Source organism: Pseudomonas sp. JV414, from assembly GCF_032424305.1.
Taxonomy (GTDB): Bacteria; Pseudomonadota; Gammaproteobacteria; order Pseudomonadales; family Pseudomonadaceae; genus Aquipseudomonas; species Aquipseudomonas lini.
This window is the reverse complement of record NZ_VYKC01000006.1, coordinates 1-26,017: the sequence shown is the minus strand read 5'-3', so window position 1 is coordinate 26,017 and position 26,017 is coordinate 1. Positions and strand designations below refer to the sequence as shown.

The 26,017-nt window shown below is 59.7% G+C and carries 24 protein-coding genes; 16 read left to right on the top strand and 8 right to left on the bottom strand.

The genetic code is table 11. The features are described 5' to 3' along the window. The first annotated feature begins 13 nt into the window (after positions 1-13). The 3 genes from F6R97_RS09425 (at position 14) to F6R97_RS09415 (ending at position 2,696) form a co-directional block, all read left to right on the top strand. Positions 14-1,291 (top strand): flavohemoglobin expression-modulating QEGLA motif protein, encoded by a 1,278-nt coding sequence (locus F6R97_RS09425; protein WP_038979117.1) that lies wholly within the window; start codon positions 14-16, stop codon positions 1,289-1,291. A gap of 164 nt (positions 1,292-1,455) precedes the next feature. Beyond that, the gene (locus tag F6R97_RS09420; protein WP_048393732.1) at positions 1,456-2,367 is read left to right on the top strand and encodes an alpha/beta hydrolase; all 912 of its coding nucleotides are present in this window, start codon (positions 1,456-1,458) and stop codon (positions 2,365-2,367) included. Continuing rightward, positions 2,367-2,696, top strand: a complete 330-nt coding sequence (locus tag F6R97_RS09415) for a hypothetical protein (protein ID WP_038979119.1) — start codon at positions 2,367-2,369, stop codon at positions 2,694-2,696. Before F6R97_RS09420 ends, F6R97_RS09415 begins: the two co-directional genes overlap by 1 nt. Before the next feature lie 246 nt (positions 2,697-2,942). On the opposite strand, the gene F6R97_RS09410 is transcribed toward F6R97_RS09415, so the two are convergent. The 3 genes from F6R97_RS09410 to F6R97_RS09400 all read right to left on the bottom strand — a co-directional run bounded on the left by F6R97_RS09410 (position 2,943) and on the right by F6R97_RS09400 (position 4,920). After that, a complete protein-coding gene (locus tag F6R97_RS09410) occupies positions 2,943-3,731 on the bottom strand; it encodes an OmpA family protein (RefSeq protein WP_038979120.1) in 789 nt (262 codons plus the stop codon). A 56-nt stretch (positions 3,732-3,787) separates the two neighbouring features. Next, entirely contained in the window at positions 3,788-4,201 is a 414-nt protein-coding gene (locus F6R97_RS09405; protein WP_038979121.1) for a DUF4398 domain-containing protein, read from the bottom strand. 392 nt (positions 4,202-4,593) lie between these two features. Next, complete coding sequence (locus F6R97_RS09400; RefSeq protein WP_038979122.1) at positions 4,594-4,920, bottom strand: hypothetical protein; 327 nt, start codon at positions 4,918-4,920, stop codon at positions 4,594-4,596. Between the two features lie 223 nt (positions 4,921-5,143). Between F6R97_RS09400 and ppc the strand changes: the two genes are divergently transcribed. From ppc to F6R97_RS09365, 7 genes are all read left to right on the top strand, one after another. Next, positions 5,144-7,774 (top strand): phosphoenolpyruvate carboxylase, encoded by a 2,631-nt coding sequence (gene ppc / locus F6R97_RS09395; protein WP_038979123.1) that lies wholly within the window; start codon positions 5,144-5,146, stop codon positions 7,772-7,774. A gap of 289 nt (positions 7,775-8,063) precedes the next feature. Then, positions 8,064-8,711, top strand: a complete 648-nt coding sequence (gene adk, locus F6R97_RS09390; RefSeq protein ID WP_038979124.1) for an adenylate kinase — start codon at positions 8,064-8,066, stop codon at positions 8,709-8,711. A gap of 96 nt (positions 8,712-8,807) precedes the next feature. After that, the gene (tsaB, locus tag F6R97_RS09385) at positions 8,808-9,482 is read left to right on the top strand and encodes a tRNA (adenosine(37)-N6)-threonylcarbamoyltransferase complex dimerization subunit type 1 TsaB (protein WP_048393734.1); all 675 of its coding nucleotides are present in this window, start codon (positions 8,808-8,810) and stop codon (positions 9,480-9,482) included. A 308-nt stretch (positions 9,483-9,790) separates the two neighbouring features. Continuing rightward, positions 9,791-10,096, top strand: a complete 306-nt coding sequence (locus tag F6R97_RS09380; RefSeq protein ID WP_038979126.1) for a hypothetical protein — start codon at positions 9,791-9,793, stop codon at positions 10,094-10,096. After that, the gene (locus F6R97_RS09375) at positions 10,096-10,956 is read left to right on the top strand and encodes a DUF72 domain-containing protein (RefSeq protein ID WP_315866438.1); all 861 of its coding nucleotides are present in this window, start codon (positions 10,096-10,098) and stop codon (positions 10,954-10,956) included. Before F6R97_RS09380 ends, F6R97_RS09375 begins: the two co-directional genes overlap by 1 nt. Positions 10,957-11,059: 103 nt before the next feature. Beyond that, on the top strand, positions 11,060-11,881 hold the full coding sequence (locus F6R97_RS09370) for an oxaloacetate decarboxylase (protein ID WP_253549925.1): 822 nt from the start codon (positions 11,060-11,062) through the stop codon (positions 11,879-11,881). Positions 11,882-11,883: 2 nt separating this feature from the next. Continuing rightward, on the top strand, positions 11,884-12,579 hold the full coding sequence (locus tag F6R97_RS09365; RefSeq protein WP_315866437.1) for an extensin family protein: 696 nt from the start codon (positions 11,884-11,886) through the stop codon (positions 12,577-12,579). 3 nt (positions 12,580-12,582) lie between these two features. Here F6R97_RS09365 and F6R97_RS09360 read toward each other — a convergent pair whose 3' ends face one another. Next, positions 12,583-13,203, bottom strand: coding sequence for a hypothetical protein (locus tag F6R97_RS09360; RefSeq protein ID WP_038979130.1), 621 nt, complete (start codon positions 13,201-13,203; stop codon positions 12,583-12,585). 93 nt (positions 13,204-13,296) lie between these two features. Here F6R97_RS09360 and F6R97_RS09355 point away from each other — a divergent pair, with 93 nt between their 5' ends. Then, positions 13,297-14,079, top strand: coding sequence for a class I SAM-dependent methyltransferase (locus tag F6R97_RS09355; protein ID WP_038979131.1), 783 nt, complete (start codon positions 13,297-13,299; stop codon positions 14,077-14,079). Positions 14,080-14,210: 131 nt separating this feature from the next. On the opposite strand, the gene F6R97_RS09350 is transcribed toward F6R97_RS09355, so the two are convergent. Next, positions 14,211-14,855 (bottom strand): TetR/AcrR family transcriptional regulator, encoded by a 645-nt coding sequence (locus F6R97_RS09350; RefSeq protein ID WP_315866436.1) that lies wholly within the window; start codon positions 14,853-14,855, stop codon positions 14,211-14,213. Positions 14,856-14,948: 93 nt separating this feature from the next. On the opposite strand from F6R97_RS09350, the gene F6R97_RS09345 reads away from it, so the two are divergent. The 3 genes from F6R97_RS09345 (at position 14,949) to F6R97_RS09335 (ending at position 20,665) form a co-directional block, all read left to right on the top strand. After that, the gene (locus tag F6R97_RS09345; RefSeq protein WP_048393742.1) at positions 14,949-16,049 is read left to right on the top strand and encodes an efflux RND transporter periplasmic adaptor subunit; all 1,101 of its coding nucleotides are present in this window, start codon (positions 14,949-14,951) and stop codon (positions 16,047-16,049) included. Between the two features lie 6 nt (positions 16,050-16,055). Continuing rightward, positions 16,056-19,127: an efflux RND transporter permease subunit gene (locus F6R97_RS09340; protein ID WP_315866435.1), complete on the top strand. Its 3,072-nt coding sequence runs from the start codon at positions 16,056-16,058 to the stop codon at positions 19,125-19,127. Between the two features lie 191 nt (positions 19,128-19,318). Continuing rightward, positions 19,319-20,665, top strand: a complete 1,347-nt coding sequence (locus F6R97_RS09335) for a Fic family protein (RefSeq protein WP_315866434.1) — start codon at positions 19,319-19,321, stop codon at positions 20,663-20,665. A 48-nt stretch (positions 20,666-20,713) separates the two neighbouring features. Here F6R97_RS09335 and F6R97_RS09330 read toward each other — a convergent pair whose 3' ends face one another. From F6R97_RS09330 to plsB, 3 genes are read right to left on the bottom strand one after another with little or no spacing between them, the layout of a single operon-like run. After that, complete coding sequence (locus F6R97_RS09330) at positions 20,714-21,403, bottom strand: DUF4197 domain-containing protein (RefSeq protein WP_038979136.1); 690 nt, start codon at positions 21,401-21,403, stop codon at positions 20,714-20,716. 27 nt (positions 21,404-21,430) lie between these two features. Then, positions 21,431-21,829, bottom strand: a complete 399-nt coding sequence (locus F6R97_RS09325; RefSeq protein ID WP_038979137.1) for a YbaY family lipoprotein — start codon at positions 21,827-21,829, stop codon at positions 21,431-21,433. 51 nt (positions 21,830-21,880) lie between these two features. Further along, entirely contained in the window at positions 21,881-24,385 is a 2,505-nt protein-coding gene (plsB, locus tag F6R97_RS09320) for a glycerol-3-phosphate 1-O-acyltransferase PlsB (RefSeq protein ID WP_315866433.1), read from the bottom strand. Positions 24,386-24,551: 166 nt separating this feature from the next. Here plsB and F6R97_RS09315 point away from each other — a divergent pair, with 166 nt between their 5' ends. Together F6R97_RS09315 and F6R97_RS09310 are read left to right on the top strand one after the other, a co-directional pair. Next, positions 24,552-24,761 (top strand): cold-shock protein, encoded by a 210-nt coding sequence (locus F6R97_RS09315; RefSeq protein ID WP_007964248.1) that lies wholly within the window; start codon positions 24,552-24,554, stop codon positions 24,759-24,761. Between the two features lie 271 nt (positions 24,762-25,032). After that, positions 25,033-25,914 (top strand): hypothetical protein, encoded by an 882-nt coding sequence (locus F6R97_RS09310; RefSeq protein ID WP_315866432.1) that lies wholly within the window; start codon positions 25,033-25,035, stop codon positions 25,912-25,914. Positions 25,915-26,017 lie beyond the last annotated feature (103 nt).

The window sequence follows — 26,017 nt, the reverse complement described above, 5'->3', positions numbered from 1 at the left end:
ACAGGAGTTTCGGGTGGACGAATACCAGCAGACGATACGCATTTTGTCCGATCGCATAGTGCTGGCGCAGACGCCGATTCGCGTTCTGGATGCGGTCAAGTGGGACGACAGCATTCGCAAGGGATTCTTCAAAGGCAAGGGCAAGGAAATGCCGGCCGTGGACCGCGACTATTACCTCAATCGACCGCTGGCATTTGATTCCAGCAAAGTGAAGCTGGAGTTCCAGAACATCGAGCGCGACATCACCCGCCAGCTCGGCCAGTTCAACCCGGTCGGCCAGATCATGCGCCGCATGTGCAAGGAATACCGGATGGTGGTGCGCATGCTCGAAGCGCGCGGCACCGAGGATTTCGGGCTGATTTCCCAGGAGTTGTATGGCGCGGCGTCCGATGCGTTTCACGCCGGTGACCCGACCCTGGCCGACCTGGGCCTGATGCTCTCCGATTACCTGAACAACATCGATGGCCGTGGCGACCTCAAGGACGAACCGAAACTTCTCACCGCCAAGGAAGCCGTCGACCTGCTGCAACATCGGTTGAACAAGGTGTTTGGCGAAAACGAGGAAACCATTCGGGTATTCGAATCCGACGGGATCGTCGCCGATGCCGCAGCCGGCGCCGACTACATCAAGATCCGCGCCGACGCGATGTTCAACGACCGTGATGTGCGTGCGCTGGAAGTCCACGAAGGGCTGGTGCATGTGGGCACCACGCTCAACGGCCTGAATCAGCCAATCTGCACCTTCCTGTCCAAAGGCCCGCCGTCGTCCACCGTGACCCAGGAAGGCCTGGCGATCCTGATGGAAATCATCACCTTCGCCTCCTACCCGAGCCGCCTGCGCAAACTGACCAACCGCACCCGTGCCATTCATATGGTGGAGGAGGGCGCGGACTTCTTGCAGATCTACGATTTCTTCTGTGAGCAAGGTTTCGAAATGGCCGAAAGCTATGGTAATGCCAGTCGGGTTTTCCGCGGCTCGGTGCCGACCGGTCTGCCATTTACCAAAGACTTGTCCTACCTCAAGGGCTTTATCATGGTTTACAACTACATTCAGTTGGCCGTGCGTAAAGGCAAGCTGGAGCAGATACCGCTATTGTTTTGTGGCAAGACCACGCTGGAAGACATGCGGACCTTGCGCCAATTGGTGGACGAAGGCCTGGTCGTGCCGCCCAAGTACCTGCCCGACCAATTCCGCGACATGAACGCGCTGTCGGCCTGGATGTGCTTCTCCAACTTCCTGAACCACCTGAGCCTGGACCGGATCGAAGCGGATTATTCCAATATTTTGTGAGCAACGAATCCCCTTGTGGGAGCGGGCTTGCCCGCGATGGCGGCTTAACATTCAGCTTTCATGTTGCCTGTGACATCGCTATCGCGGGCAAGCCCGCTCCCACAGGGTTAATTGTTGTCCACAGGATACTGTTCCAACCCCCTATTTTCGCGAGGCTTCACCGGATGAGAATCCTCGGCATCTTTTGCCTGCTCCTGGCCCTCGGCGGTTGCGACTCTCTGCTGTTCTATCCCGAGCCCGGCCAGCCGTTCACCCCGGGAAAAGCCAAACTCGAATTCCGCGACGTCACCCTGATCACCGCTGACGGCCTCAAGCTGCATGGTTGGTGGTTGCCGGCGAAAAAAGGTGTCGAGGTCAAAGGCACGGTGCTGCATTTGCACGGCAACGGCGGCAACCTGGCGTGGCATTTGGGTGGGAGCTGGTGGTTGCCGGAGCAGGGCTATCAAGTGTTGTTGGTGGACTATCGCGGGTACGGTTGGTCCGAAGGTAAACCGGCGTTGCCGGCGATCTATCAGGACATCGACGCCGCGTTCAAATGGCTCGACCAGGCCCCGGAGGTCAAGGGCAAGCCGCTGATCCTTCTCGGTCAGAGCCTTGGCGGTTCGATGGCTGTGCATTTCCTGGCCCAGCATCCCGAGCGCCAGCGGCAACTCAAGGCTTTTGTACTCGATGGCGTGCCTGCCAGCTACCGTGATGTCGGGCGTTTCGCCCTGAGCACGTCATGGATGACCTGGCCGTTCCAGGTGCCATTGTCCTGGTTGGTGCCGGACGGCGACAGCGCGATCCATTCCATGAAGCAACTCAACGGCGTACCGAAACTGATCTATCACAGTATCGATGATCAGCTGGTGCCCCTTTCCAATGGCATCCGACTGTATCAAGCTGCGCCGCCGCCGCGAGTGCTGCAACTGACCCGGGGCGGTCATGTGCAAACCTTCGCCGACCCGGTCTGGCAAAAGGTCATGCTGCGCTACCTCGAAGACCCGCAGCATTTCGACGGCCTGCGCCGCTTGGGTGAGATCCCCAATTACCCGGCACCCCCGAATTCTGAAGATGAACCACCAGAGAGTCCGTAATGAGTGAAGAACGTAACGCCATCCCGCTGATCATCACCGGTATTTGCAGCATCCTCGGCACCGTTGGCGCCCTGTGGTGGTACGGCTACCTGCACTTCGCCAAACCCGAAGATGCGCTACTGCTCAGCGACTTCACCATGCTCAAGACCGTGCCGGGCGAAGACTATAAAGTCTCCCTGCAACCGGCCCCGCAAGTGGCCCAGTGCATCGATGGCGTGCTGGTGCTGTTCGACACCGAACAGAAAGGCCTGACTGGCGTGCTGATCAACAGCAAGAAAAAAGCCGTGCGCTGCATGGGCGAGGAAACGCCGCAAAAACTCGAACAGTAAGTCTCGCACCCATCGGCAACGATGAACCCTTGTGGCGAGGGGGCTTGCCCCCGTTGGGTCGAGAAGCGGCCCTAAAACCTGCATTCGCGTTTTGTCGGTTATACCTTGGGGGATGGTCTCACGACTGCTTCGCAGGCGAACGGGGGCAAGCCCCCTCGCCACAGGGTGTTTGCCCACAGTGTTCAGCCAATTAAAAGCCCCGCCTGATCGATTCAGGCGGGGCTTTTAATTATCAGCGTGGTCAGCTTACTTGGCGCTGATCGCCGAACGCGGAATGACCGGCTGGTTGTCGTTGGAAATGGTCACTTCCACCCGACGGTTCATCGCGCGGCCCGAAACACTGGAGTTCTCCGCAACCGGGTATTCCTTGCCATAACCCTGGGCCACGATGCGTGCAGGATCGACACCCATCTTGATCAGGGCCACTTGCACCGAGGTCGCACGACGCTCGGACAGCGACTGGTTGTACGACGCCGAGCCGGTGCTGTCGGTGTAGCCTTCGACAATCACCTTACGGTCCGGGTTTTCCTGAAGGAACTGCGCCAGTTTGTTGATATTCACCAAACCGTTGGACTTCAGGTCCGCCTTGTTGGTGGCGAACAGCACGTCACCGAAGGTCACCAGCGTGCCGCGATCGGTCTGTTTGGCGTTCAGGCTGTCTTGCAACTGTTTGATCTGCTGGTCGCGGGCATCCAGACGAGCCTGGGCTCGTTGTGCCGCGGCATTTTTCAGGTTGTTTTCAGCGGTGCGCAGGGCGATGGTCTGTTTGGCCACTTCAACACGCTGATTGGTCAGGTAAGCCAGTTGGTCGACCTTGGCCTGGTCTTCCCTATCCAGGTAAGCCTTTTCGGCCTTGTCCAGGTATTCGCTGGCGTCTTTGGTTTCCAGCGCCGCAACTTTGCTGGCTTGCGGGTTGGCTTGCAGGCCGGTGTAGTTGGTACGGGCTTGTTCCAGGTTCGCGTTGGGCGGTGTGGAGCAGGCAGCCAGTGCAACGCTTGCGGCCAGGAGGGCGGGGATCATCAATTGTTTGCGCATAATGGTTCGTCCTTTCTATCGATAAGAGTTTCAGGTCTGGAAATCGGGATGCGCGCTTACTGCACGGTGCGCTGACTTTCCTGACGCAGTTCCTGAACACCTTTCTGGGAGTCCTTCACAGCTTGTTCGGCTTTCATCGCCTGGGCCTTGCGCTCGGCGACACGGGCGTCCCACTCGGCTTGCTCAGCCAGCATTCTGGCTTCGTCATACTTCTTGTCGTGCATGGCGATTTCGGCTTGTTTGAGCTTGTCCTGAGCGGCCTTCATTTCCACGGCGGCGAATTCGGTACCGCCAGCGCTGACGGCGTTGTTCACAGCCGATTCGGTCACGGCGTATTGCTCGCTCGGCGGGTTACCGGCGCAACCGGCCAGAACGAAGCTGCTACCGATGGCCAGGGCCGCCAGTTTGAGACCGCGCAGATGGGTGAACGAGGATGGGGCAGTGCTGGTCTTCATGGTCTTCAACTCCATTGGATAACTCCTGAAAAACATCTGAATCCATCCTGGGCAAGGAGCCGCAACCTACAATTCCAGAGTGCTTTTTGAAACGGCCGTCCCAGGCGTGGTTACTGGGTTGACCCAAGGTGTTTTTCAAAAGTTCAGAGAAGATGGCTTTTCGCCCGAAAAAAACCTGATCGAGCTGACAAGGCTCTAGGACGGGAACTTTAGCGATGTGCAGTGGTATCTCTGGGCTTTCATAGGCTCAGGAGTGCATCATTTTTAAGGAGGAATGCGACCCTTGTGGGAGCGAGCTTGCTCGCGATAGCGTCAGCACAGTCGACATCAATGGTGGCTGACCGACAGCTATCGCGAGCAAGCTCGCTCCCACAATTTTATATGGGTTGGATCAGTGTCTTTGCTTGTCAATCGGTCGATAAATCATGCAAATGACGACGGGACAAAGCGAGAAAACGCGGGGTCGGACCGACGTCTTCGTACAGCGGATCGCCTTCTTCGTCGGTGGCTACTACCGTTGACCCTTTCACATACGGAAAGCTCGCTTCGAGTTCTTCCAGCGCGGCGCCGATCAGCTCGCCGAGCAGTTCTTCGGGGTGCCGTTTGGGGTACATCTCGATAATCGCCGCCAGCCGTGCGGCGGCCTCCACGTCCAGACGAATCGTGTAGCCAGAGTCGGTCAGGCGACCCTTGGCGTTTTCTTCCCAATGCTTGGCGAGCTCGCGGATTTTCATAATGACCTCATTGCGCACCTGCTCGTGGCAGGCCGGGTGAGTGTCCGGCGGTGGCCGGCGGCAAGCCGTTGTACGGCTTATTGTTGAGACTAGCTTCAGTTGAAGTCCCTTGGTCGTCCGCTTGTAAGAAGCGCTGTACGACGGCACTCTCTATATCAGAGCCCTATATCAGAGCCTCTAATAACCAAGCATAGCTGCCCGGATTTTCGCTGGAGAACTGCTGATGACCGATATTGATGCACGCTTGCGCGAGGACGTTCACCTGTTGGGTGAACTGTTGGGCAACACCATTCGTGAACAGTACGGGGACGACTTTCTCGACAAGATCGAGCAGATCCGCAAAGGCGCCAAGGCCGACCGTCGCGGTTCGATGGACGCCGAACTCAGCGCCAGCCTCAACCAGTTGAGCGAAGACGAGTTGCTGCCGGTAGCGCGGGCGTTCAACCAGTTCCTCAACCTGGCCAATATCGCCGAGCAATATCAGTTGATTCATCGCCGCGAAGAGTCGCAGCCCGAGCCGTTCGAGGCCCGGGTGTTGCCGGAACTGCTCGCTCGCCTGCTGACTGCGGGCCATGATGCCGAGTCCTTGGCTCGGCAGTTGGGGCGGCTGGAAATCGAGCTGGTATTGACGGCGCACCCCACCGAAGTGGCGCGTCGCACGCTGATCCAGAAATACGACGCGATCGCCGCGCAACTGGCCGCCCAGGACCACCGTGACCTGACCAGCGCCGAGCGCGAGCAGATCAAGACGAAGTTGCAGCGCCTGATCGCCGAAGCCTGGCACACCGAAGAGATCCGCCGTACCCGCCCGACACCGGTGGACGAAGCCAAGTGGGGCTTTGCGGTGATCGAGCATTCGCTGTGGCAGGCGATTCCCAACTATTTGCGCAAGGCCGATCAGGCCCTGCATGCCGCCACCGGCCTGCACTTGCCACTGGAAGCCGCACCGATTCGCTTTGCCTCATGGATGGGCGGCGACCGCGACGGCAATCCCAACGTCACTGCCGCCGTGACCCGCGAAGTGTTGCTGCTGGCGCGCTGGATGGCCGCCGATCTGTATCTGCGCGATGTTGATCACCTCGCCGCCGAGTTGTCGATGCAGCAGGCCAGTGACGAGTTAAAAGCCAAGGCCGGCGACAGCGCTGAGCCTTACCGCGCAGTGCTCAAACAATTGCGTGAACGCCTGCGCGCGACCCGTAATTGGGCCCACGCATCCCTGACGGCAACCACGCCAGCGTCAGCCGATGTGCTGCAAAACAATCGCGACCTGCTGGACCCGCTGGAGTTGTGCTACCACTCGCTGCATGAGTGCGGCATGGGCGTCATCGCCGATGGCCCGTTGCTCGATTGCCTGCGCCGCGCGGTGACGTTCGGGCTGTTTCTGGTGCGCCTCGATGTGCGCCAGGACTCGTCGCGCCACACGGCGGCCATGACCGAAATCACCGATTACCTCGGCCTGGGCCGTTATGAGGATTGGAGTGAAGAGGAACGCATCGCCTTCCTGATGCGCGAACTGAACAATCGCCGGCCATTGCTGCCGGCGTACTTCAAGCCGTCTGCCGACACCGCCGAAGTGCTGGCGACGTGTCGGGAAATCGCCGCAGCACCGGGGGCTTCTCTCGGTTCGTACGTGATTTCCATGGCCGGCGCCGCCTCTGACGTGCTGGCTGTGCAATTGCTGCTCAAAGAGTCTGGCGTATTGCGGCCGATGCGCGTGGTGCCATTGTTCGAAACCCTCGCCGACCTCGATAACGCCGGCCCGGTGATCGAAAAACTCTTGCTGTTACCGGGCTATCGCTCGCGCCTGCAAGGGCCGCAGGAAGTGATGATCGGTTATTCCGACTCGGCCAAGGACGCCGGCACTACAGCGGCGGCCTGGGCGCAGTATCGGGCGCAGGAGCGTTTGGTCGACATCTGTCGCGAACAGCAAGTGGAACTGCTGTTGTTCCACGGTCGCGGTGGCACCGTGGGCCGTGGTGGTGGTCCGGCGCACGCGGCGATTCTGTCGCAGCCGCCGGGGTCGGTGGCGGGGCGTTTCCGCACCACCGAGCAGGGGGAAATGATTCGTTTCAAATTCGGCCTGCCGGACATCGCCGAGCAAAACCTCAATCTGTACCTGGCGGCGGTGCTGGAGGCGACCTTGCTGCCGCCACCACCCCCTGAGCCTGCCTGGCGCCATTTGATGGACGAATTGGCCGCCGATGGCGTCAAGGCTTACCGCGCCGTGGTGCGAGAGAATCCGCAGTTCGTCGAGTATTTCCGCCAGTCCACCCCGGAGCAGGAGTTGGGGCGTTTGCCTTTGGGCAGCCGCCCGGCTAAGCGCCGCGCTGGCGGGATTGAAAGCCTGCGCGCGATTCCGTGGATCTTCGGCTGGACCCAGACGCGCCTGATGTTGCCGGCCTGGCTCGGCTGGGAAGCGGCATTGAGCAAGGCGCTGGAGCGCGGCGAGGGCGAGTTGCTGGGGCAGATGCGCGAGCAGTGGCCGTTCTTCCGTACCCGCATCGATATGCTGGAAATGGTGCTGGCCAAGGCCGACGCCGATATCGCCCAGTCTTACGATGAGCGCTTGGTCGAGCCGGATCTGCTCCCTTTGGGTGCGCATTTACGCGACCTATTGTCGCAGGCCTGTGCGGTGGTCCTGGGGTTGACCGGTCAGTCGCAGCTACTGGCACATAGCCCAGCTACCCTTGAATTCATCCGCCTGCGCAACACTTATCTCGACCCGCTTCATCTATTGCAGGCCGAACTGTTGGCACGTTCGCGGCAACAGGATGTGGCCCAGGGCAGCCCGGTAGAACAGGCGTTACTGGTGTCTGTGGCGGGGATTGCCGCCGGTTTGCGAAATACCGGCTAAGGTTTTCATCGTGGGGGACAGGCACCCGGCGCGAGCGTCGAGTGCCTGCTGGCGAGCGGTCGAAAAGGTCTGTCACGCGACAGTTAATGATGGGGTTGCGACTTGGCTTACCTCTTTTCAAGGCATCCTCCCGGGCGGGTTTCTCCGACTTTCGGCGGCTTGTGTGGGCAGGGCCTGCTGTGTATCTTGATCAGCCTTTGGCCGTTTGGGCGGTCGCGATCCTATTTTTGAGATTGGCCCCAAGAGGCGAATCTGACGTTATCTATATAAAAAATTGAGGAGCACATCGATGCGCGTCATTCTGCTGGGAGCTCCCGGGGCCGGTAAAGGTACTCAGGCTAAGTTCATCACCGAGAAATTCGGCATTCCGCAAATCTCCACCGGCGACATGCTGCGTGCTGCCGTAAAAGCCGGTACCGAGCTGGGTGTTAAAGCCAAAGGCATCATGGATGCCGGTGGTCTGGTCTCCGACGATCTGATCATCGCCCTGGTCAAGGACCGTATCGCGCAGCCTGACTGTGCCAACGGTTTCCTGTTCGACGGTTTCCCGCGCACCATTCCGCAAGCTGAAGCGCTGGTAGAAGCGGGTGTGGAACTGGACAACGTGGTCGAAATCGCCGTCGATGACGAAGAAATCGTTCAGCGTATCGCCGGTCGTCGCGTTCACGAGGCCAGCGGTCGTGTGTACCACACCGTCTACAACCCGCCAAAAATCGCCGGCAAAGACGACATCACCGGTGAAGAGCTGGTGCAGCGCAAGGACGACACTGAAGAAACCGTGCGTCATCGTCTGTCGGTCTACCACTCCCAGACCAAACCACTGGTGGAGTTCTACCAGGGTCTGGCCGCTGATAAGGGCAAGCCGAAATACAGCCATATCCCAGGTGTTGGCTCGGTAGAAGCGATCACCGGCAAGGTGCTTGAAGCACTGAGCTGAAAAGTCTGATCGGCTTCATCTTCTACTACGGCCCGCTTGCGGGCCGTAGTTGTTTATACTGGCGCACTTTTTCTGACCTCTCTTACGGAAACATCGATGAGCACCTTGCTGGCCCTGGACACCGCGACTGAAGCTTGCTCCGTTGCTTTGCTGCATGACGGCAAAGTCACGAGTCATTACGAGGTGATCCCGCGCCTGCATGCGCAGAAGCTACTGCCGATGATCCAGCAACTGTTGGCCGATGCCGGCACCACGCTGCAAGCGGTCGATGCCATTGCGTTCGGCCGTGGACCGGGCGCGTTCACCGGTGTGAGGATCGCCATCGGTGTGGTGCAAGGGCTGGCGTTTGCGCTGGATCGCCCGGTGTTGCCGGTCTCCAATCTCGCCGTACTCGCCCAGCGGGCCTATCGCGAACACGGCGTCAGCCAGGTCGCGGCGGCCATCGATGCGCGCATGGATGAGGTGTACTGGGGTTGCTACCGCGAAACGGCGGGAGAGATGCGGTTGGTGGGTAATGAAGCGGTACTGCCACCGGAAGCCGCTGCGTTGCCGGCTGATGCCAGCGGCGAGTGGTTCGGCGCGGGCACCGGTTGGGGGTATGCCGAGCGCATTGCCGTCAACCTGAGCGGCCAGGACGCGGGCATGCTGCCCCACGCCGAAGACCTGCTGACGCTGGCGCGCTTTGCCTGGGAACGCGGTGAAGCGATCGTGGCCGATCAGGCGCAGCCGGTGTATCTGCGCGATAAAGTTGCGACGCCCAAAGCGCGATAATCCACGCCGTCCTTGTGGCTACAGGCCTTCTGTGGCGAGGGGGCTTGCCCCCGTTGGGTCGCGAAGCGGCCCCAAAAACAACAACCACATTCCCCGGATGCACCACATCGGCTGACTTGCGACTGCTTCGCAGCCGAACGGGGGCAAGCCCCCTCGCCACAATGAATGTGTCGGATTTAGCCAATCGTCAGTTTTCTACCCGCCGTTTTTAAACCTTTTCGCTTTTCTGTGTTCTAGTTATCACTCGGCAGTTTGCGAAGTGGGCTATGTGCCACTAAGCTGCCATCACTGATACCGGACATGTACTCATGCGTATAGACGGCGTTTCCTCCCAGTCCTACCCCATCAAGCGCAAGCCCCGCAAAGGCCCTGTGGCGGATGACGACTACGTCGATATCGACGGCGAGCTGGAATTCCCTACCGAAGAGCAATTGGCCGCCCGCGCCGCCAAAGCCTCTGCGCAACGCCTGAGCAATCTCCCCGCTCGTCAACAAGACATGATTTATCACCGCGCCATGAGCAAAAGCGCAGCGATGGCACTGGCCAGCTACCTGAGCACCGCCACTTTTGTCGATTGGGATGCGGATGTACTGGGTCTCGACCTGTACATCTGATGTTGCAGCCTTACTACCTCGGCTGCCCGTCCTGGAGTGAAAACGTCTGGCGCGATTACTTGTATCCACAAGACGCCAGGCCCGCCGAGTTTCTCAATCTTTATTCTCAAGTGTTCAACGCCGTGGAAGGCAATACGACCTTCTACGCGAGCCCCTCTGCCGCCACCGTGCAGCGTTGGGCCGAAACCATGCCTGAACACTTTCGCTTCACCGCCAAGTTCCCCGGCGACATCAGCCACAGCGGTGACCTGCGCGAACAATTGACCGCCGCCGAAACCTTCCTGCAATTGCTCAGCCCTCTGGGTGAACGGGTTTCTCCCCTTTGGCTGCAATTGTCCAAAAGCTTCACCCCTCAACGCTTGTCTGAGTTGGCCGGTTTTATCGACGCGGTGGACCGGCCCTTGGCGGTCGAAGTGCGGCACGATGAGTTCTTCGCCAAGGGCGATGCCGAGCGGATGCTCAATCGTCTATTGCTGGACCGCGGTGTCGAGCGCATCTGCCTTGATCCGCGAGCGCTGTTCAGTTGCACATCGACCGATTCTTCGGTGCTCCACGCTCAATCGAAAAAGCCCAGGGTGCCGCCTAGACCTGCTGCGTTTACTCAGTTTCCGCAGGTGCGTTTCATCGGCCATCCTGTGCTTGAAGCCAACGATCCATTCCTGGTGCCGTGGGTCGAGAAAATCGCTGTCTGGATCGAAGAGGGCCGCACGCCCTATATCTTCCTGCACACCGCCGATAACCTGCTGGCGGCAAAACTGGCCCAACGTTTTCACGCACAATTGATGCTGCGTTTGCCTGGCCTGCCGCCGCTGCCTGAGCTATACAGAGAGCCCGCCGCCGAGCAACTTGGCTTGCTGTAGGAGCCAGGCTTGCCGGCGAAGGCGTCCTTAAGAGCGCCTTCGCCGGCAAGCCTGGCTCCTACGAAAAGCGGTTTATCTTTCCCCCCTTTTCAGGAGTCTGCCAATGGATGCGCAAACCCTTCGAGCCCAGGCGTTCAAAGCATTGCACGAACGCGAGGGCGCTTTTGTCATTCCCAACCCTTGGGACGCCGGCTCGGCGAAAATGCTCGCCAGCCTTGGCTTCGAGGCGCTGGCGACCACCAGTGCCGGTTACGCCTTTTCCCGGGGGCGTCCCGATGGTGGGTTAACGCTCGACGAGACCCTGGCAAACGTAGAGGCGATTGTCGCGGCCACTGACCTGCCGGTAGCGGTGGATCTCGAAAACGGATTTGCCGACGCCCCTGCCGACTGCGCCCAGAGTATTGTGCGGGCCGCCAAGGCTGGTGCGGTCGGCGGTTCGATCGAAGATGCCACGGGGCGTGAGGATGGTCCGATCTACTGCTTCGAGCATGCGGTGGCGCGTATCGAAGCGGCCGTCGCGGCGGCTCGCAGCTTGCCTTTTCCCTTCGTATTGACGGCGCGTGCCGAGAACTTTCTGCACGGCAATCCTGACCTCGACGATACCATTCGCCGCTTGCAGGCGTTCGCCGAGGCGGGGGCCGACGTGCTTTACGCACCGGGCCTGCGCAGCGCTGAAGAAGTATTGGCGGTGGTCCGCGCCGTGGCGCCGAAACCGGTCAATGTGTTGATGTCCGGCGGGCTCAAGCTGACGGTCGAGCAATTGAGTGAAATGGGCGTCAAACGCATCAGCGTCGGTTCGGCCCTGGCCTTGGCGGCGTATGGCGAGTTCTTCCGCGCCGCCGAGGAAATCCAGCAACACGGGACCTTCGGCTTTACCTCCCGCTCGATGCCGTTCCAGAAGGCCAATCAATTGTTCAAAGGCTGACGATGCGTTTTCGCTGGGGGCTGTTGCTGGTGCTGTTGATCATCGGCGCTGCCGGGCTGAGCGTCTGGCGCGGCTGGGTTTCCATTCCCCCGCAATGGAACCCATGGGCGCCGTTGGACGTGAAGGCCGAACCGAACCTGCTGACCCGCTACAAACTGATGCGTCTGCGCGATGATCCGCAGTTATGCGACCAGGCCCTGAGCAGCTCCGGGTTACGTGTAAACCATCAGGCCGACAGCCCGGACGCGGCCTGCCCGTTGACCAACACCTTGCGTGTGCAAGGCGGCGAGGCGGCGCTGAGCAGCAGTTTCCTCGCCAGTTGCAGCCTGGCGGTAGCGTTCGCCTTGTTCGAGCACCACGCCCTGCAGCCGGCGGCTCAGGCTGTCTACGGGCAGGCGGTGAAACGGGTCGACCATCTCGGCAGCTTTGCCTGTCGCAACGTCTACAACCGCGAAAACGGGAGGCGCAGCCAGCATGCCACGGCTGATGCACTGGATATCAGCGGATTTCGGCTGGCGGACGGTCGATTCATCAGCGTGCTCAAGGATTGGCCGAAGGATAATCAGGACGCGCGATTTCTCCATCAGGTCCGCGACGGCGCTTGCGACATGTTCAGTGTGGTATTGAGCCCGGACTACAACGCCGCCCATCGCAATCACTTTCATGTGGATGTCGGGCCGTGGTGGCGGTGTCGCTGAGGGTTATGCGGCGATGCGCAGGTTCTGCAGAACGATAGGGCGTGCCCAGCCGTTATCGAAATCGAATTGTTTCTGTTGTTCCACCAGCTCTTCGGGCGAGAACGGCGGGAACGGCTTGTCCAGCAGGTCGAGTTCGAACTCGGCGATCGGCAAGTGCAGCGGACGCGGTTGCGGTGCGGTGCCAGGCTCTGGCAGCGGTTGACCGGCAGTGAGCACGATCGGGCGTACCCAGCCGCTGTCGAAGTCCTGCTGTTTTTGTTGCGCGACGATTTCTTGCGGCGGGAACGGCGGGAACGGTTTGTCGGCCAGGTCCATTTCGAACTCGGCAATCGGCAAAAATAGTGGCTCGGGTGGGCGGACTGGTGTTTCCATCACATCACATTCGCGCTGGGAAATGATGTGCGCCAGCAGCTCGCTGCCGACGGTCGGTTCGACCGGGCTCTCGAGATCGACTGGTGGAAAATTCAGCGATTCAGGCAGCACTTCACCCGACTGTTCGGCCAGCGCTCGGGCAAAAAAATCCTGCCAGATGTGGCTGACGCCGCTCAGTGCCTGGGTGTTTCGCAGGTTGTAGTCGCCGTAGGGCGAGATAAAACCTGTGAATGTGGATTGAATGTCTGACATTTCTCTCGGTCGACGCTCAGCTCTGGCAAAATGCTCGATAGTTTGGTTATCGGCCGTTTTTGCCGATCATTAATTTTTTGAGCGTGTTTTCCCATGATTGAGCAACCTGCGGCCTGCCGCATCCATGTCGAAGCCTTGGGCGCGACCTTCCAGCCACAGGCCGAGCAATGGGCCGAGCGCCTGGGGTTGCCGTTGCAGGTGGATGACGGCGAGTTTGCCTTGCAGGTGGGCGAGCAGGGGTTGCAGTTGCAACAACTGGGGCCGGATGCACCGGGGCCGGTGCGGGTGGACTTCGTCGAGGGCGGCGCGGCTCATCGTCGGTTGTACGGTGGCGGCAGCGGTCAGATGATCGCCAAAGCGGTCGGCATCGCCCAAGGCGTGCGCCCGCGTGTGCTGGACGCCACGGCGGGGTTGGGCAAGGACGCGTTCGTGCTGGCCAGCCTGGGCTGCGAGATGAGCCTGATTGAGCGCCAGCCGCTGATCGGTGCCTTGCTTGAGGATGGCCTGGCGCGCGGCGCTGAAGATTTCGACGTGGCGCCGATCGTGGCGCGGATGCGTTTGCTCAAGGGCAATTCGATCGAGGTGATGCGCAACTGGGAAGGCGAGCCGCCGCAGGTGATCTACCTGGACCCGATGTTTCCCCATCGCGAGAAAACCGCGTTGGTGAAGAAGGAAATGCGCCTGTTCCGGCCGCTGGTAGGTGATGACCAGGATGCCCCGGCATTGCTCGAAGCGGCGTTGGCCCTGGCCAGTCACCGGGTGGTGGTCAAGCGTCCACGCAAGGCTCCATGCATCGATGGGCCGAAGCCGAGCCATGCGCTGGATGGCAAATCCAGCCGATACGACATTTATCCGAAGAAAGCGCTCAAGCCCTGAGATCGTGTCGCCCCCATCGCGGGCAAGCCTCGCTCCCACAGGTTTTGTGTTGGGCACAATATCCGAGAACACCTCGGAACCTGTGGGAGCGGGCTTGCTCGCGAAGGCGTCAGCGCAGACACCTCAATTTATCAGGCTGTCTCAGGTCGATAAGCCCGCATAAACAACCCCACCACTTCCCGCACATGGGCTTCAGCCGCATCTCCGGTCACCGGCTCGCCGCAGCCATACAGCAACCGAAAATTCCCCGCGCCCTTGAGCAGGCAAAAGAAATGCTCTGCCGCATTGCGCGGTTTATCGATGCTCAACGCTCCGCTCTGATTAACCTTGCTCAACAACCCCTCCATGCCGTGCAGCACACGCTCTGGCCCGGCCTCGAAAAAGATCGCCGAGAGTTTCGGGTCCTGGCTGCCCAGCGTCATCATCAGCCGGTGCAGGTTCACCGATTCGTCGCTGTTGATCAGCTGATGAAAGCCGCGCGCGATGTTCAGCAGCACGGTTTCCACGGCAATGCCGTCCGGCAATTCAAAAAACAGCGTTGGCAGTTGCTCCTCGCACTTGGCCATCACCGCGGCGGCAAACAGCGTCTCTTTGTCATTGAAATGGCTGTACACCGTCAGCTTCGACACGCCGGCCTCGGCCGCCACGGCATCCATGCTGGTGTTGGCGTATCCCTTACTCAGAAACAGGATTTTCGCCGCGTCGAGGATTGCCTGGCGCTTGGCCAGATCCTTGGGACGGCCCGGACCGCTGGGTGTTGAAAGATTGTTAGACATTCTTCGCTTTAATACTGGACTGGTGAGTTTGCTATTAATAACATACTGGTCAGTATAATTATTCCAAGCACCATTAGCGAAAGGTCCTTCACCATGTTCCGCTATGCCTTGTCCCTCGCATTGCCGGTTAGTCTGGCTTTTTTATTGTCTGCGTGTGGCCATGAAGAGGCGCCTCAAGTCACCGTCCGCCCGGCCATGGTCGTCCAGCCAGAGCCCTCGGCTCAGGCCATGGAAAGTTATCCCGGAGAAGTCCGTGCGCGCTATGAGCCAGATCTGGCCTTCCGCATTGGCGGCAAAGTCAGCCGACGACTGGTCGAGGAAGGCCAGCGGGTCAAGGCTGACCAGCCTCTGGCGGAGCTCGATCCTCAGGACGTGCGCCTGCAACTGGAAGCCACCCGTGCACAGGTCGCGGCCGCCGAAGCCAACCTGAGCCTGGTGCGCGCCGAGCGTGATCGCTACAAGACCCTGATGGAGCGGCAGATGGTCAGCCGTTCGCAGTACGATAACGCGGAAAACCTCTACCGCTCCGGTGAAGCACGCCTCAAGCAAATCAAAGCCGAATTCAACGTCTCGACCAATCAGGCCAGTTATGCGGTGCTGCGTGCGCCGCAGGATGGCGTGGTGGCCAAACGTGCGGTTGAAGTCGGGCAAGTGGTGGCTGCCGGGCAAACCGTGTTTACCCTCGCCACCGATGGCGAGCGCGAAGTGTTGATCAGCCTGCCGGAGCAGAGCTTCGGTCGCTTCAAGGTCGGCCAGCCGGTCTCGGTGGAACTCTGGACCCAACCCGATCAACGTTTCCCCGGACGCATCCGTGAGTTGTCGCCCGCCGCCGATCCGAAATCCCGCACCTTCGCCGCCCGTATCGCTTTTACCGCGGGCAAGGTTCCCGCCGAACTCGGTCAGAGCGCCCGGGTGTTCATCCAGACCGCCGATGTGGTGTCGTTATCGGTGCCGCTGTCGGCGGTCACTGCGGAAAACGGTGCCACTTATGTGTGGGTGGTCGGCGCCAACAACACCTTGAAAAAAGTCCCGGTGCGGGTCGGTGCATTCGGTGAAAAAAACGTGCCGGTGCTTGAAGGCCTGAACGCCAGCGATTGGGTGGTGGCGGCCGGTGTTCATGTGCTTCACGACGGGCAGCAAGTGCGCCCGGTGGATCGCTCCAACCGCGTGGTCAATCTGGCGCACAAGGAGTAATCCCCGATGGGTTTCAATCTTTCCGAATGGGCGCTGCGTAACCGCCAGATCGTACTGTTCCTGATGCTCTTGCTGGCCGTCGTCGGCGCGTTGTCCTACACCAAGCTCGGCCAAAGCGAAGACCCGCCGTTCACTTTCAAAGCCATGGTGATTCGCACCAACTGGCCGGGGGCCACGGCCGAGGAAGTATCGCGCCAGGTCACCGAGCGTATTGAAAAGAAACTGATGGAAACCGGCGAGTACGACCGGATCGCTTCGTTCTCTCGCCCGGGCGAGTCTCAGGTGACATTTATCGCTCGGGATTCGATGCATTCGGTGGAAATCCCGGAGCTCTGGTATCAGGTCCGCAAGAAGATCAGCGACATTCGCCACACCCTGCCACCGGGCATCCAGGGGCCCTTCTTCAACGATGAGTTCGGCACCACCTTCGGCAACATCTACGCCCTGACCGGCGAAGGTTTTGATTACGCGGTGCTCAAGGACTACGCCGACCGTGTCCAGATTCAGCTGCAACGGGTCAAGGATGTGGGCAAGGTCGACCTGCTCGGGCTGCAGGACGAGAAGATCTGGATCGAGCTTTCCAACGTCAAACTGGCCACCCTCGGGTTGCCTTTGGCGACGGTGCAGCAGGCGCTTGAAGAGCAGAACGCGATGTCCACCGCAGGTTTCTTCGAAACCACCAGCGAGCGTTTGCAGCTACGGGTTTCGGGGAATTTTCAGACGGTCGACGAGATCAAGAACTTCCCGATCCGCGTAGGCGATCGCACGTTCCGCATTGCCGATGTGGCCAACGTTCGTCGTGGCTTCAACGATCCACCGGCGCCGCGCATGCGTTTCATGGCTGAAGACGCCATCGGCCTGGCGGTGGCCATGAAGGGCGGTGGCGACATTCTGATTCTGGGTAAAGCGCTGGAAGTCGAATTCGCCCGGATCCAGCAAAACCTCCCGGCCGGCATGCAGCTGCGTAAGGTATCCGATCAACCCGCCGCGGTGAAAACCGGTGTCGGCGAGTTCGTTCAGGTACTGGTGGAGGCGCTGGCGATTGTGTTGCTGGTGAGTTTCTTCTCCCTCGGTGTGCGCACCGGCATGGTCGTAGCACTGGCGATTCCGCTGGTGTTGGCGATGACCTTCGCCTGCATGTATTACCTCGGCATCGGCCTGCACAAGATTTCCCTCGGCGCACTGGTGCTGGCGCTGGGGTTGCTGGTGGACGATGCGATCATCGCCGTGGAAATGATGGCGATCAAAATGGAGCAGGGCTTCGACCGGGTCAAAGCCGCCAGCTATGCCTGGACCAGCACCGCGTTCCCGATGCTCACCGGTACGTTGATCACCGCCGCCGGTTTCCTGCCGATTGCCACCGCGCAATCGGGCACCGGTGAATACACCCGTTCGATCTTCCAGGTGGTAACCATCGCGTTGGTGGCGTCGTGGGTTGCCGCCGTGGTCTTTGTGCCTTATCTGGGGGAAAAACTCCTGCCGGACCTGGCGAAAATTCACGCAGCCAAACATGGTACCGGCGACGGCCAACCCGACCCCTATGGCACGCCGTTCTATCAGCGTGTCAGACGGCTGGTGGAGTGGTGCGTGCGCCGACGCAAAACAGTGATCGTCCTGACCATCGCGATGTTCGTTGCCTCAGTGGTGCTGTTCCGTTTCGTCCCGCAGCAGTTCTTCCCGGCGTCGGGGCGACTGGAGTTGATGGTCGATCTGAAACTGGCCGAAGGAGCGTCTTTGAGCAATACCGCCGAGGAGGTCAAGCGCCTCGAAGGTCTGCTCAAGGATCACGCCGGGATCGACAACTACGTGGCTTACGTCGGCACCGGTTCGCCGCGGTTCTACCTGCCGCTGGATCAGCAACTTCCGGCAGCGAGCTTCGCGCAGTTTGTTGTCCTGGCCAAAACCATAGAAGACCGCGAAACCCTGCGCACCTGGCTGATTGAAACCCTCAACGAACAATTCCCGGCCTTGCGCTCGCGGGTCACGCGGCTGGAGAACGGCCCGCCAGTTGGCTATCCGGTGCAGTTCCGGGTCACCGGTGAGCACATCGAGGAAGTCCGCGCATTGGCCCGTAAAGTCGCGGCCAAGGTTCGAGAGAACCCACACGTGGTCAACGTGCATCTGGACTGGGAAGAGCCGAGCAAAGTCGTTTACCTGAACGTCGATCAGGACCGCGCCCGGGCGCTGGGGGTGAGCACGGCAAACCTCTCGGGTTTCCTGCGAAGTTCGCTGACCGGTGCCAGCGTCAGCCAGTACCGCGAAGACAACGAGTTGATCGAAATCCTGCTGCGCGGCACGGTGCATGAACGCACCGAACTGGCGTTGCTACCAAGCCTGGCTGTGCCGACTGACAATGGTCGCAGTGTGGCGCTGTCGCAGATTGCGACGCTGGAATACGGCTTTGAGGAAGGCATCATCTGGCACCGTAACCGTCTGCCCAACGTGACGGTTCGCGCCGACATCTACGGCAAGGAACAGCCGGCGACGCTGGTGCAGCAGATCATGCCGACCCTCGATCAGATTCGTGCCGAGCTGCCAGACGGCTATCTGCTGGACGTCGGCGGTACGGTAGAGGACTCGGCTCGCGGGCAGAACTCGGTGAAGGCCGGCGTGCCACTGTTTATCGTGGTGGTGCTGACGTTGCTGATGCTGCAACTGCGCAGTTTCTCACGCACGGTGATGGTGTTTCTGACGGCGCCACTGGGGCTGATCGGGGTGACGCTGTTTCTGTTGGTGTTCCGCCAGCCGTTCGGTTTTGTGGCGATGCTCGGGACGATCGCCTTGTCCGGGATGATCATGCGTAACTCGGTGATTCTGGTGGATCAGATTGAGCAGGATATTGCTGCCGGGCTTAAGCCATGGCAGGCGATTATCGAGGCGACGGTGCGGCGGTTCCGACCGATTGTGCTGACGGCGTTGGCGGCGGTATTGGCGATGATTCCATTGTCGCGAAGCGTGTTTTTCGGGCCGATGGCGGTGGCGATCATGGGCGGGCTGATTGTGGCGACGGCGTTGACGTTGCTGTTTTTGCCGGCGTTGTATGCGGCTTGGTTCAGGGTCAAGAAAGAGGTTGTGTGATCCTTTGATCTTGGCGGCCTTCGGGCCGATCAATTTCTCTCAGACATACGCCGACCCATTTGTAGGAGCGAGGCTTGCCCGCGAAGGCAGTCCAGGCTCCTACACATATTTCAGATCCGTCTGATATTGAGTCAACCCAGGTGCGCTGTTGTACTCAAGACTCAATTTCGTGAGTTTCTGAGCCACCAATAATGAAAAAGCCGCCCACGCTGAAGGGCAGATCCGACCCGGTGTTCGATCGGTTGGGACAATCGCCCCACAAGGAACGCCTCTCGGACTATCTCGCGCTGCTCAAGCCTCTGGACGATCGGGGGCGTTATCTTCCATTTGATGAGTTGCGCTACCGTTGGGCGCCGGGGCTGGATTCGAATCTGTGCTGGGCCTTGGTCAAGAAAGCCCGAACCGCCCAATACGCAAGCCTTCTGCCATTGGGCGAGCCCACTCAGTGGGGCCAATTTGTGCTGACTCCATTGGCACAGAAAGCTATTTCTGCCGTCGACAGGAAAGCCACAACGGCCGCGCTGGAATACATGACCGGCCAGATCGGCGAGCGCGCGCATTTCAGCTATCTGCTCAACGATCTGATCGAAGATGAAGCCATCAGTAGCAGCCAGCTCGAAGGCGCGGCAACCACCACCCGTGTGGCCAAGGACATGCTTAAGCGCAAGCGCCTGCCGCGTACGCCGGATGAGCGGATGGTCATCGGCAACTACAAGATGATGAACTTCGCCTGGGAAAAGCGTTATGAACCCTTGAACGTCGAACTGATCACGGCGATGCATCGTGTTGGCGTCGAAGGTATCGATGACCCGCAATATTCACCGGGTGCTTTCAGGATCAACGATGACGTGTTGGTGCAGGACGGTGAGGGCAACACTGTTCATACGCCGCCCCCCGCAGCGGGACTCGCGTCACGATTGCAGGTGCTGTCGAAGTGGATCAACCAGTCTCACGACGATCCCAATCCAGTGGATTACCTTCATCCATTGATCAAAGGTATCGCGCTGCATTTTGCGCTGGGTTATGAGCATCCTTTTCGCGACGGTAACGGTCGGGTCGCGCGGGCATTGTTTTACTGGTTCATGTTCAAGAATGACTTCTCGGCCTTTCGCTACATCGCGATCAGTCTGTTACTGCGCAACGCGCCGGTGAAATACGGGCGCTCGTATCTGAATACCGAGGCCGATGATCTGGACTTGACCTATTTCATCGACTTCCAGTGTTCAGTCATCTTCCGGGCAGTCAGCGCTTTTACCGAGGCTTATCGAAAAAGCCTGGCCTATACCGAAGTCTTTGATCGATGGCTGCTGGAGTCAGGTTTCTTCGACCAGCTCTCCGAGAAACAGCGAGCCGTATACCAGGTGGCCAAGAGTGGTATGGCCAAGGAATTCACGGCGGTCAATGTGAAGGAGAATCTGAACTGCTCTTACAACACCGCATCGGCCACCCTGAACGGGTTGGTCGAGCTGAAGGTGTTCGAGAAAAGGAAGATGGGGCGCGAGTGGGTGTTCTTCCTGCGGGCAGCGTCGGCGACCTGATGTTCGTGGGAGCGAGCAAGCTCGCTCCCACAGGATCGGAGTTGAGGTTTAGAGCGTACCAAACACCTTCTTCGCCAAACTGGTCGCCGCCGCCGCAGGATTCTGGCGAATGGTTTCTTCCTGCTTGCCGATCATCTCGAACAAACCGTTCAACGCTTGCTCGGTCACGTAGCTTTCGATGTTGGCATTTTTCGCATCCAGCACGCCCAAGGTCGCGGCTTGTCCGGCGAATGCGTTGTACTGCTGGGCCAGGCCGACCTGGTCGGTGGCTTGCTTGACGATCGGCAGGAACTTGGTGCGGATCTGCTCGCGGCTGGTTTTGCTCAGGTACTGAGTCGCCGAGTCCTTACCGCCGCTGAGGATTCCCTTGGCATCTTCCACGGTCATCTTCTTCACCGCATCCACCAGGATCGGCTGAGCCTGTGTCACGGCCGTTTCAGCCGCTTTGTTCATACTGGTTTCCAGTTGATCGACTTGATCGCCCATGCCGAACTGTTTCATTTTCTTGGCGACTTTACCCAGCTTGCCCGGCAGTTCGATTTTCACGTCCGGGTTGTTGCTGAAGCCGCCGGGTGTGCCGAGTTGTTTAACGGCCAGTTGCGCGCCTTGGGTCAGGGCGTCCTTGAGACCGCCGGTGGCGTCTTGTTGCGACAGGTCACTGAGAGACCCTGCCAGGGCGTTGGCGCAGATCATCAAGCCTGCGCACAGGCCGGCGAAGCGAAGGGTAGGGCGGAGCATGGCGGCTTCCTTGTTCATAAAAGAGAGTTAGCGGGCGGCGTCGACGCGGATTTTCAGGGGTTGCGGATCTTTGCCGTCCAGTTGCACCGCGTAATTTTCAGTGGTGATGAACATCAGCTCGCCATTGACTTCGATGCGGGCGCTGACCGAGTAGCGGTGGCCGGGTTTGACCTGCGCCGGATCGTAGCTCAAATGGAACGGCAACGGCACCTGGCCTTTGACCGGGCCTTTCTGCTCGTCGAGCACTACCGCCGGTGCGTCGGCCAGAGACACATCTTGCAAGCTGACGCTCAAGGTTGCACTCGGTGGCAGGGCGATGCGTTGTAAGTAGAACACTTCGCCGGCGAGGCTGGCGTTGGGGGTCGGTTGTGTCGACTGGCAGGCACCGAGCAGGGTAGTCAGCAGGACGAGAGAGAGTTTTTTCATCGAAGATCTCCGTATCGAAGGCGCCAGAAGAAGCCTGGCGCCTGTAGGAATTTAGACGCTCTGCGCTGGAGCCGCGACTTGGTCCGCCGCATCTTCACTGCGATGCAATGCCACCTGACGGATCGACAAACGAATCTCCGCCGGCAACACCCGTTTGGCCGCGCCTTCGGCCAGTTCGCCGAGCAGTTCGTGGTAGCTCAGCTTGCCGGTTTCGTCACGGCGCAGCACGTCGAGGTCCAGCATTGTCTGGATGAAGTGACGGAACAGGCTCTTGTCGAAGAACTCCGGGGCGTTCAGGCCGTGGAGGATCGACAGGCGTTGGGCCATGACCGTGCACAGGTCTTCCAGCTCTTCGGCGCTGATGCTGTTCTGGCCGCTGTTGAGCAGCAAGGAAACGGTCATGTAGAAGCGCTGCAAGGTCTGGGCGATGCTTTTCGACAGCAGCGTCAGCAGCACGAAATGCCGCGAACTCGGCGCGGGGCGCAGATACACCTCTTTCTCGAAACGCAGCAGGCCTTGCTCGACGAAGGCTTCGAGCCATTGATCGACCACGCCATCGAGTTCGTCCAGCGACCAGCGAATGAACAGCTCCGATTGCAAGTACGGATACAGTGCGCGGGTGTAGCGCAGGATCTGCTCGCGGCTCATGCGCGAGGTGCTCTGGAAGAAACTCGCCAGCAACGACGGCAACGCGAAGATGTGCAGCACGTTGTTGCGGTAGTAGGTCATCAGGACGGCGTTTTGTTCGTCCAGGTACAGAATCTTGCCCAGCGCATCGCTTTGCTCGGACAGCAGGTCCATGTCCTTCACGTGTTCGATCAACGCCCGACCGTCGCCCTCCGGCAGGGTGGTGTGCGAGGAGTAGGGAACCCTGCGCAACAGCGCCAGATACAGATCGAGCACCCGCGCCATGGCGCGATCGTCCAGGGCCAGACGGCTGGTGGACAGCAACGCCAGGGCCACCAGATTCACCGGGTTGATCGCCGCCGCTTCGTTCAAATGCTGTGCGACTTTCTCGCCGAGGCGGTTGGTGGTTTCGTTGAGCCAGGCCGGTTTGAACTGCGGACCGAGTTCCTGTTGGCGCCAGTCTGGCTGTTCGCTGTCGAGGAATTCCGCCAGTTTGATCGGCTCACCGAAGTTGACCGCGACCTGACCGAAGCGCTGTTTGAGCGCGCCGATGACTTTGAAGATGTCGAAGATCGATTCTTTCTTCTTGCTCGCGCCACGCAATTCGCCGAGGTAGGTGCGGCCTTCCAGCACGCGCTCATAGCCGATGTACACCGGCACGAAGACGATCGGCATGCGCGACGAACGCAGGAAGCTGCGCAGAGTGATCGCGAGCATCCCGGTTTTTGGTTGCAGCATGCGTCCGGTGCGCGAACGGCCGCCCTCGACGAAGTACTCGACCGGGAAGCCTTTGGTGAACAGGGTGTGCAGGTATTCGTTGAACACCGAGGTGTAGAGCGGGTTGCCCTTGAAGGTGCGGCGCATGAAGAACGCGCCGCCACGCCGTAGAAGGCTACCGATCACCGGCATGTTGAGGTTGATCCCGGCGGCAATGTGCGGCGGGGTCAGGCCGTTGCGGAACAGCAGATAGGAGAGCAGCAAATAGTCGATGTGGCTGCGGTGGCACGGCACGTAGATCACTTCGTGACCCTGGGCGACTTTCTGCACACCTTCGATGTGGTTGACCTTGATCCCGTCGTAGATCTTGTTCCAGAACCAGCTCAGCACCACTTCCAGAAAGCGGATCGCGGTGTAGGTGTAGTCCGAGGCGATCTCGTTGCCGTAGCGCAAGGCCTGGGCCTTGGCTTTTTCCGGCGAGATGTTCTCGCGCTCGGCTTCGTCGAGGATCGCCTGTTTGACCAAGGGCTGATTGAGCAGGCCTTTGACCAGGTTGCGGCGGTGGGAAATGTCCGGGCCGATCACCGCGGCTTTCAGGTTGCGAAAGTGCACCCGCAGAATCCGCTGGGCCATGCGCACGGTGCGCTCGTGGCCTTTGTTGTGATCGATCAGTTCACGCAAATGAATCGGCGCCGAGAACTGCACCCGGGTCTTGCGTCCCAGAATCATGATGCTCAGCAGCCGACGCAAACGCCCGGTGACCGCCCAGCTGTCGGCGAACAGCAGTTTCCACGGGCTCGACTCGCTGTCCGGCGACTGGCCCCAGAACACGCTGACCGGAATGATCTGCGCGTCTTCGGCGGCGTTCTGGCTCAGGGCGCTGACCAAGCGGGTCAGGGTCGGCGGCGCGCCGCGTTTGTCCTGACGGCCGAGCCAGTCGGGTTCCGGCGTCAGGTAAAAGAACGCGGCGGGTTCCACCAACGCACCCACCGATACCGGCAACACCGGGCGCGGCAGACCGGCCTTGCTGCATTCGGTATCGACCACGGCAAGGTCGGTCAGTGAAGGATTTTGCAGGACGTAGAACACCGGCCGGCTGCGGTCGAGGTTGAGGGTGAACGACGACTGATTGATCGTCTCCGAGCGAACCCAGAGGTACAGCAGTCGGCGCAGGGTGCCAAACACAAGACGACGGAACGGGGAACGGGTCATACGGCTTCTGCGTGAGTGAAAAAAACCGAGCGTTTGCTCGGGCGGTAGATAGTGTGCCGTATTCGTCGAAAATCGGCAAAAAAGCGCCTAAGTAAACTTGAGTTGAGAGTTTTGGCGTCTGTCATATACTCGGCCGTTCAAAATAAAAACAAGGGGGTAACTGGATATGGCTACGCGCGAAACTGGCAATGTGAAGTGGTTCAACGACGCCAAGGGCTATGGCTTCATTCAGCGCGAGGACGGGGTGGACGTGTTCGTGCACTACCGCGCGATCCGCGGCGAAGGGCATCGCTCGCTGACTGAAGGTCAGCAGGTTGAGTACGCAGTGGTGACTGGGGAGAAGGGCTTGCAGGCTGAGGATGTTGTAGGTCTGTAACCCTGGAAATCAAAAGATCGCAGCCTTCGGCAGCTCCTACAGGTGTACATATGACCCTGTAGGAGCTGCCGAAGGCTGCGATCTTTTTGGTTTTACGCGGTCTTTTCCAGCTTTTGGCTTTGCGCCAAAAGACTGTTGAACAAAGCGCTGGATGGATAATCACCTGTCAGTTCTGACAGTAGACGACCTCTTGCCCCAGACCTACCCTCACTCCACGTTCACCTGGATTGTTTTGTTTCCGGTGTGTTGCTCATGCGAGAGGGATACGGTCATGCGGAAGATCATCGCGTTTTTGCTGATGTTGAGTCTTGGTGGATGCACCACTCAGGATCCCTTCGATAAAAACCTGACTGAGCCCACCACTGCAATTACCACCTTGGCAGTGCCGCAACAGGACGATATTCAAAGTGTCTCGACCGCCCTGCCGTCAGTGTTCAAGGTGGTCGAAGCCCCGGCCGGCGAGCTGAATGCCGACACCTTGGGCGCCGAAGCCAGCGTGCAGGTGAGTTACCCGGCCATGGCACTTCGTGACACTGTCGGGATACGTCTGGCCGGTGTGGTACTGCGCGATGCATCGATTCAGACGGTCTCCACGGTGGGCACCCTGACGTTCAAGGTGCCCAAGGCGTGGGTGACCGAGAACCGCAATCGTACGGTCAGCCTGACTTTCACCTACAAAGTGGGCGGCGCTGGCAACCTGATCACTTCATCGCCGTTGAGCATCCGTGTGGTGGGCGCGCAGGGGCAAAGCGTGTTCAAAGTGGTCGAGGCCCCGACGGGTGAGTTGAATGCCGACACACTGGGCACCGAGGCCAATGTGCAGGTGAGTTACCCGGCCATGGCACTCCGTGACACTGTCGGGATACGTCTGAGCGGCGTGGTATTGCGCGATGCATCGATTCAGACGGTCTCCACGGTGGGCACCCTGACGTTCAAGGTGCCCAAGGCGTGGGTGACCGAGAACCGCAATCGTACGGTCAGCCTGACTTTCACCTACAAAGTGGGCGGCGCTGGCAACCTGATCACTTCATCGCCGTTGAGCATCCGTGTGGTGGGCGCGCAGGGGCAAAGCGTGTTCAAAGTGGTCGAGGCCCCGACGGGTGAGTTGAATGCCGACACACTGGGCACCGAGGCCAATGTGCAGGTGAGTTAATCTGCAAACGGACTCTGGGCGGCTGTGTCAGTTGGGCAGAAGGGAGAGGTACTGCGCGATGCACTGATTCAGACGGTTTCCACGGTGGGAACGCTGACGTTCA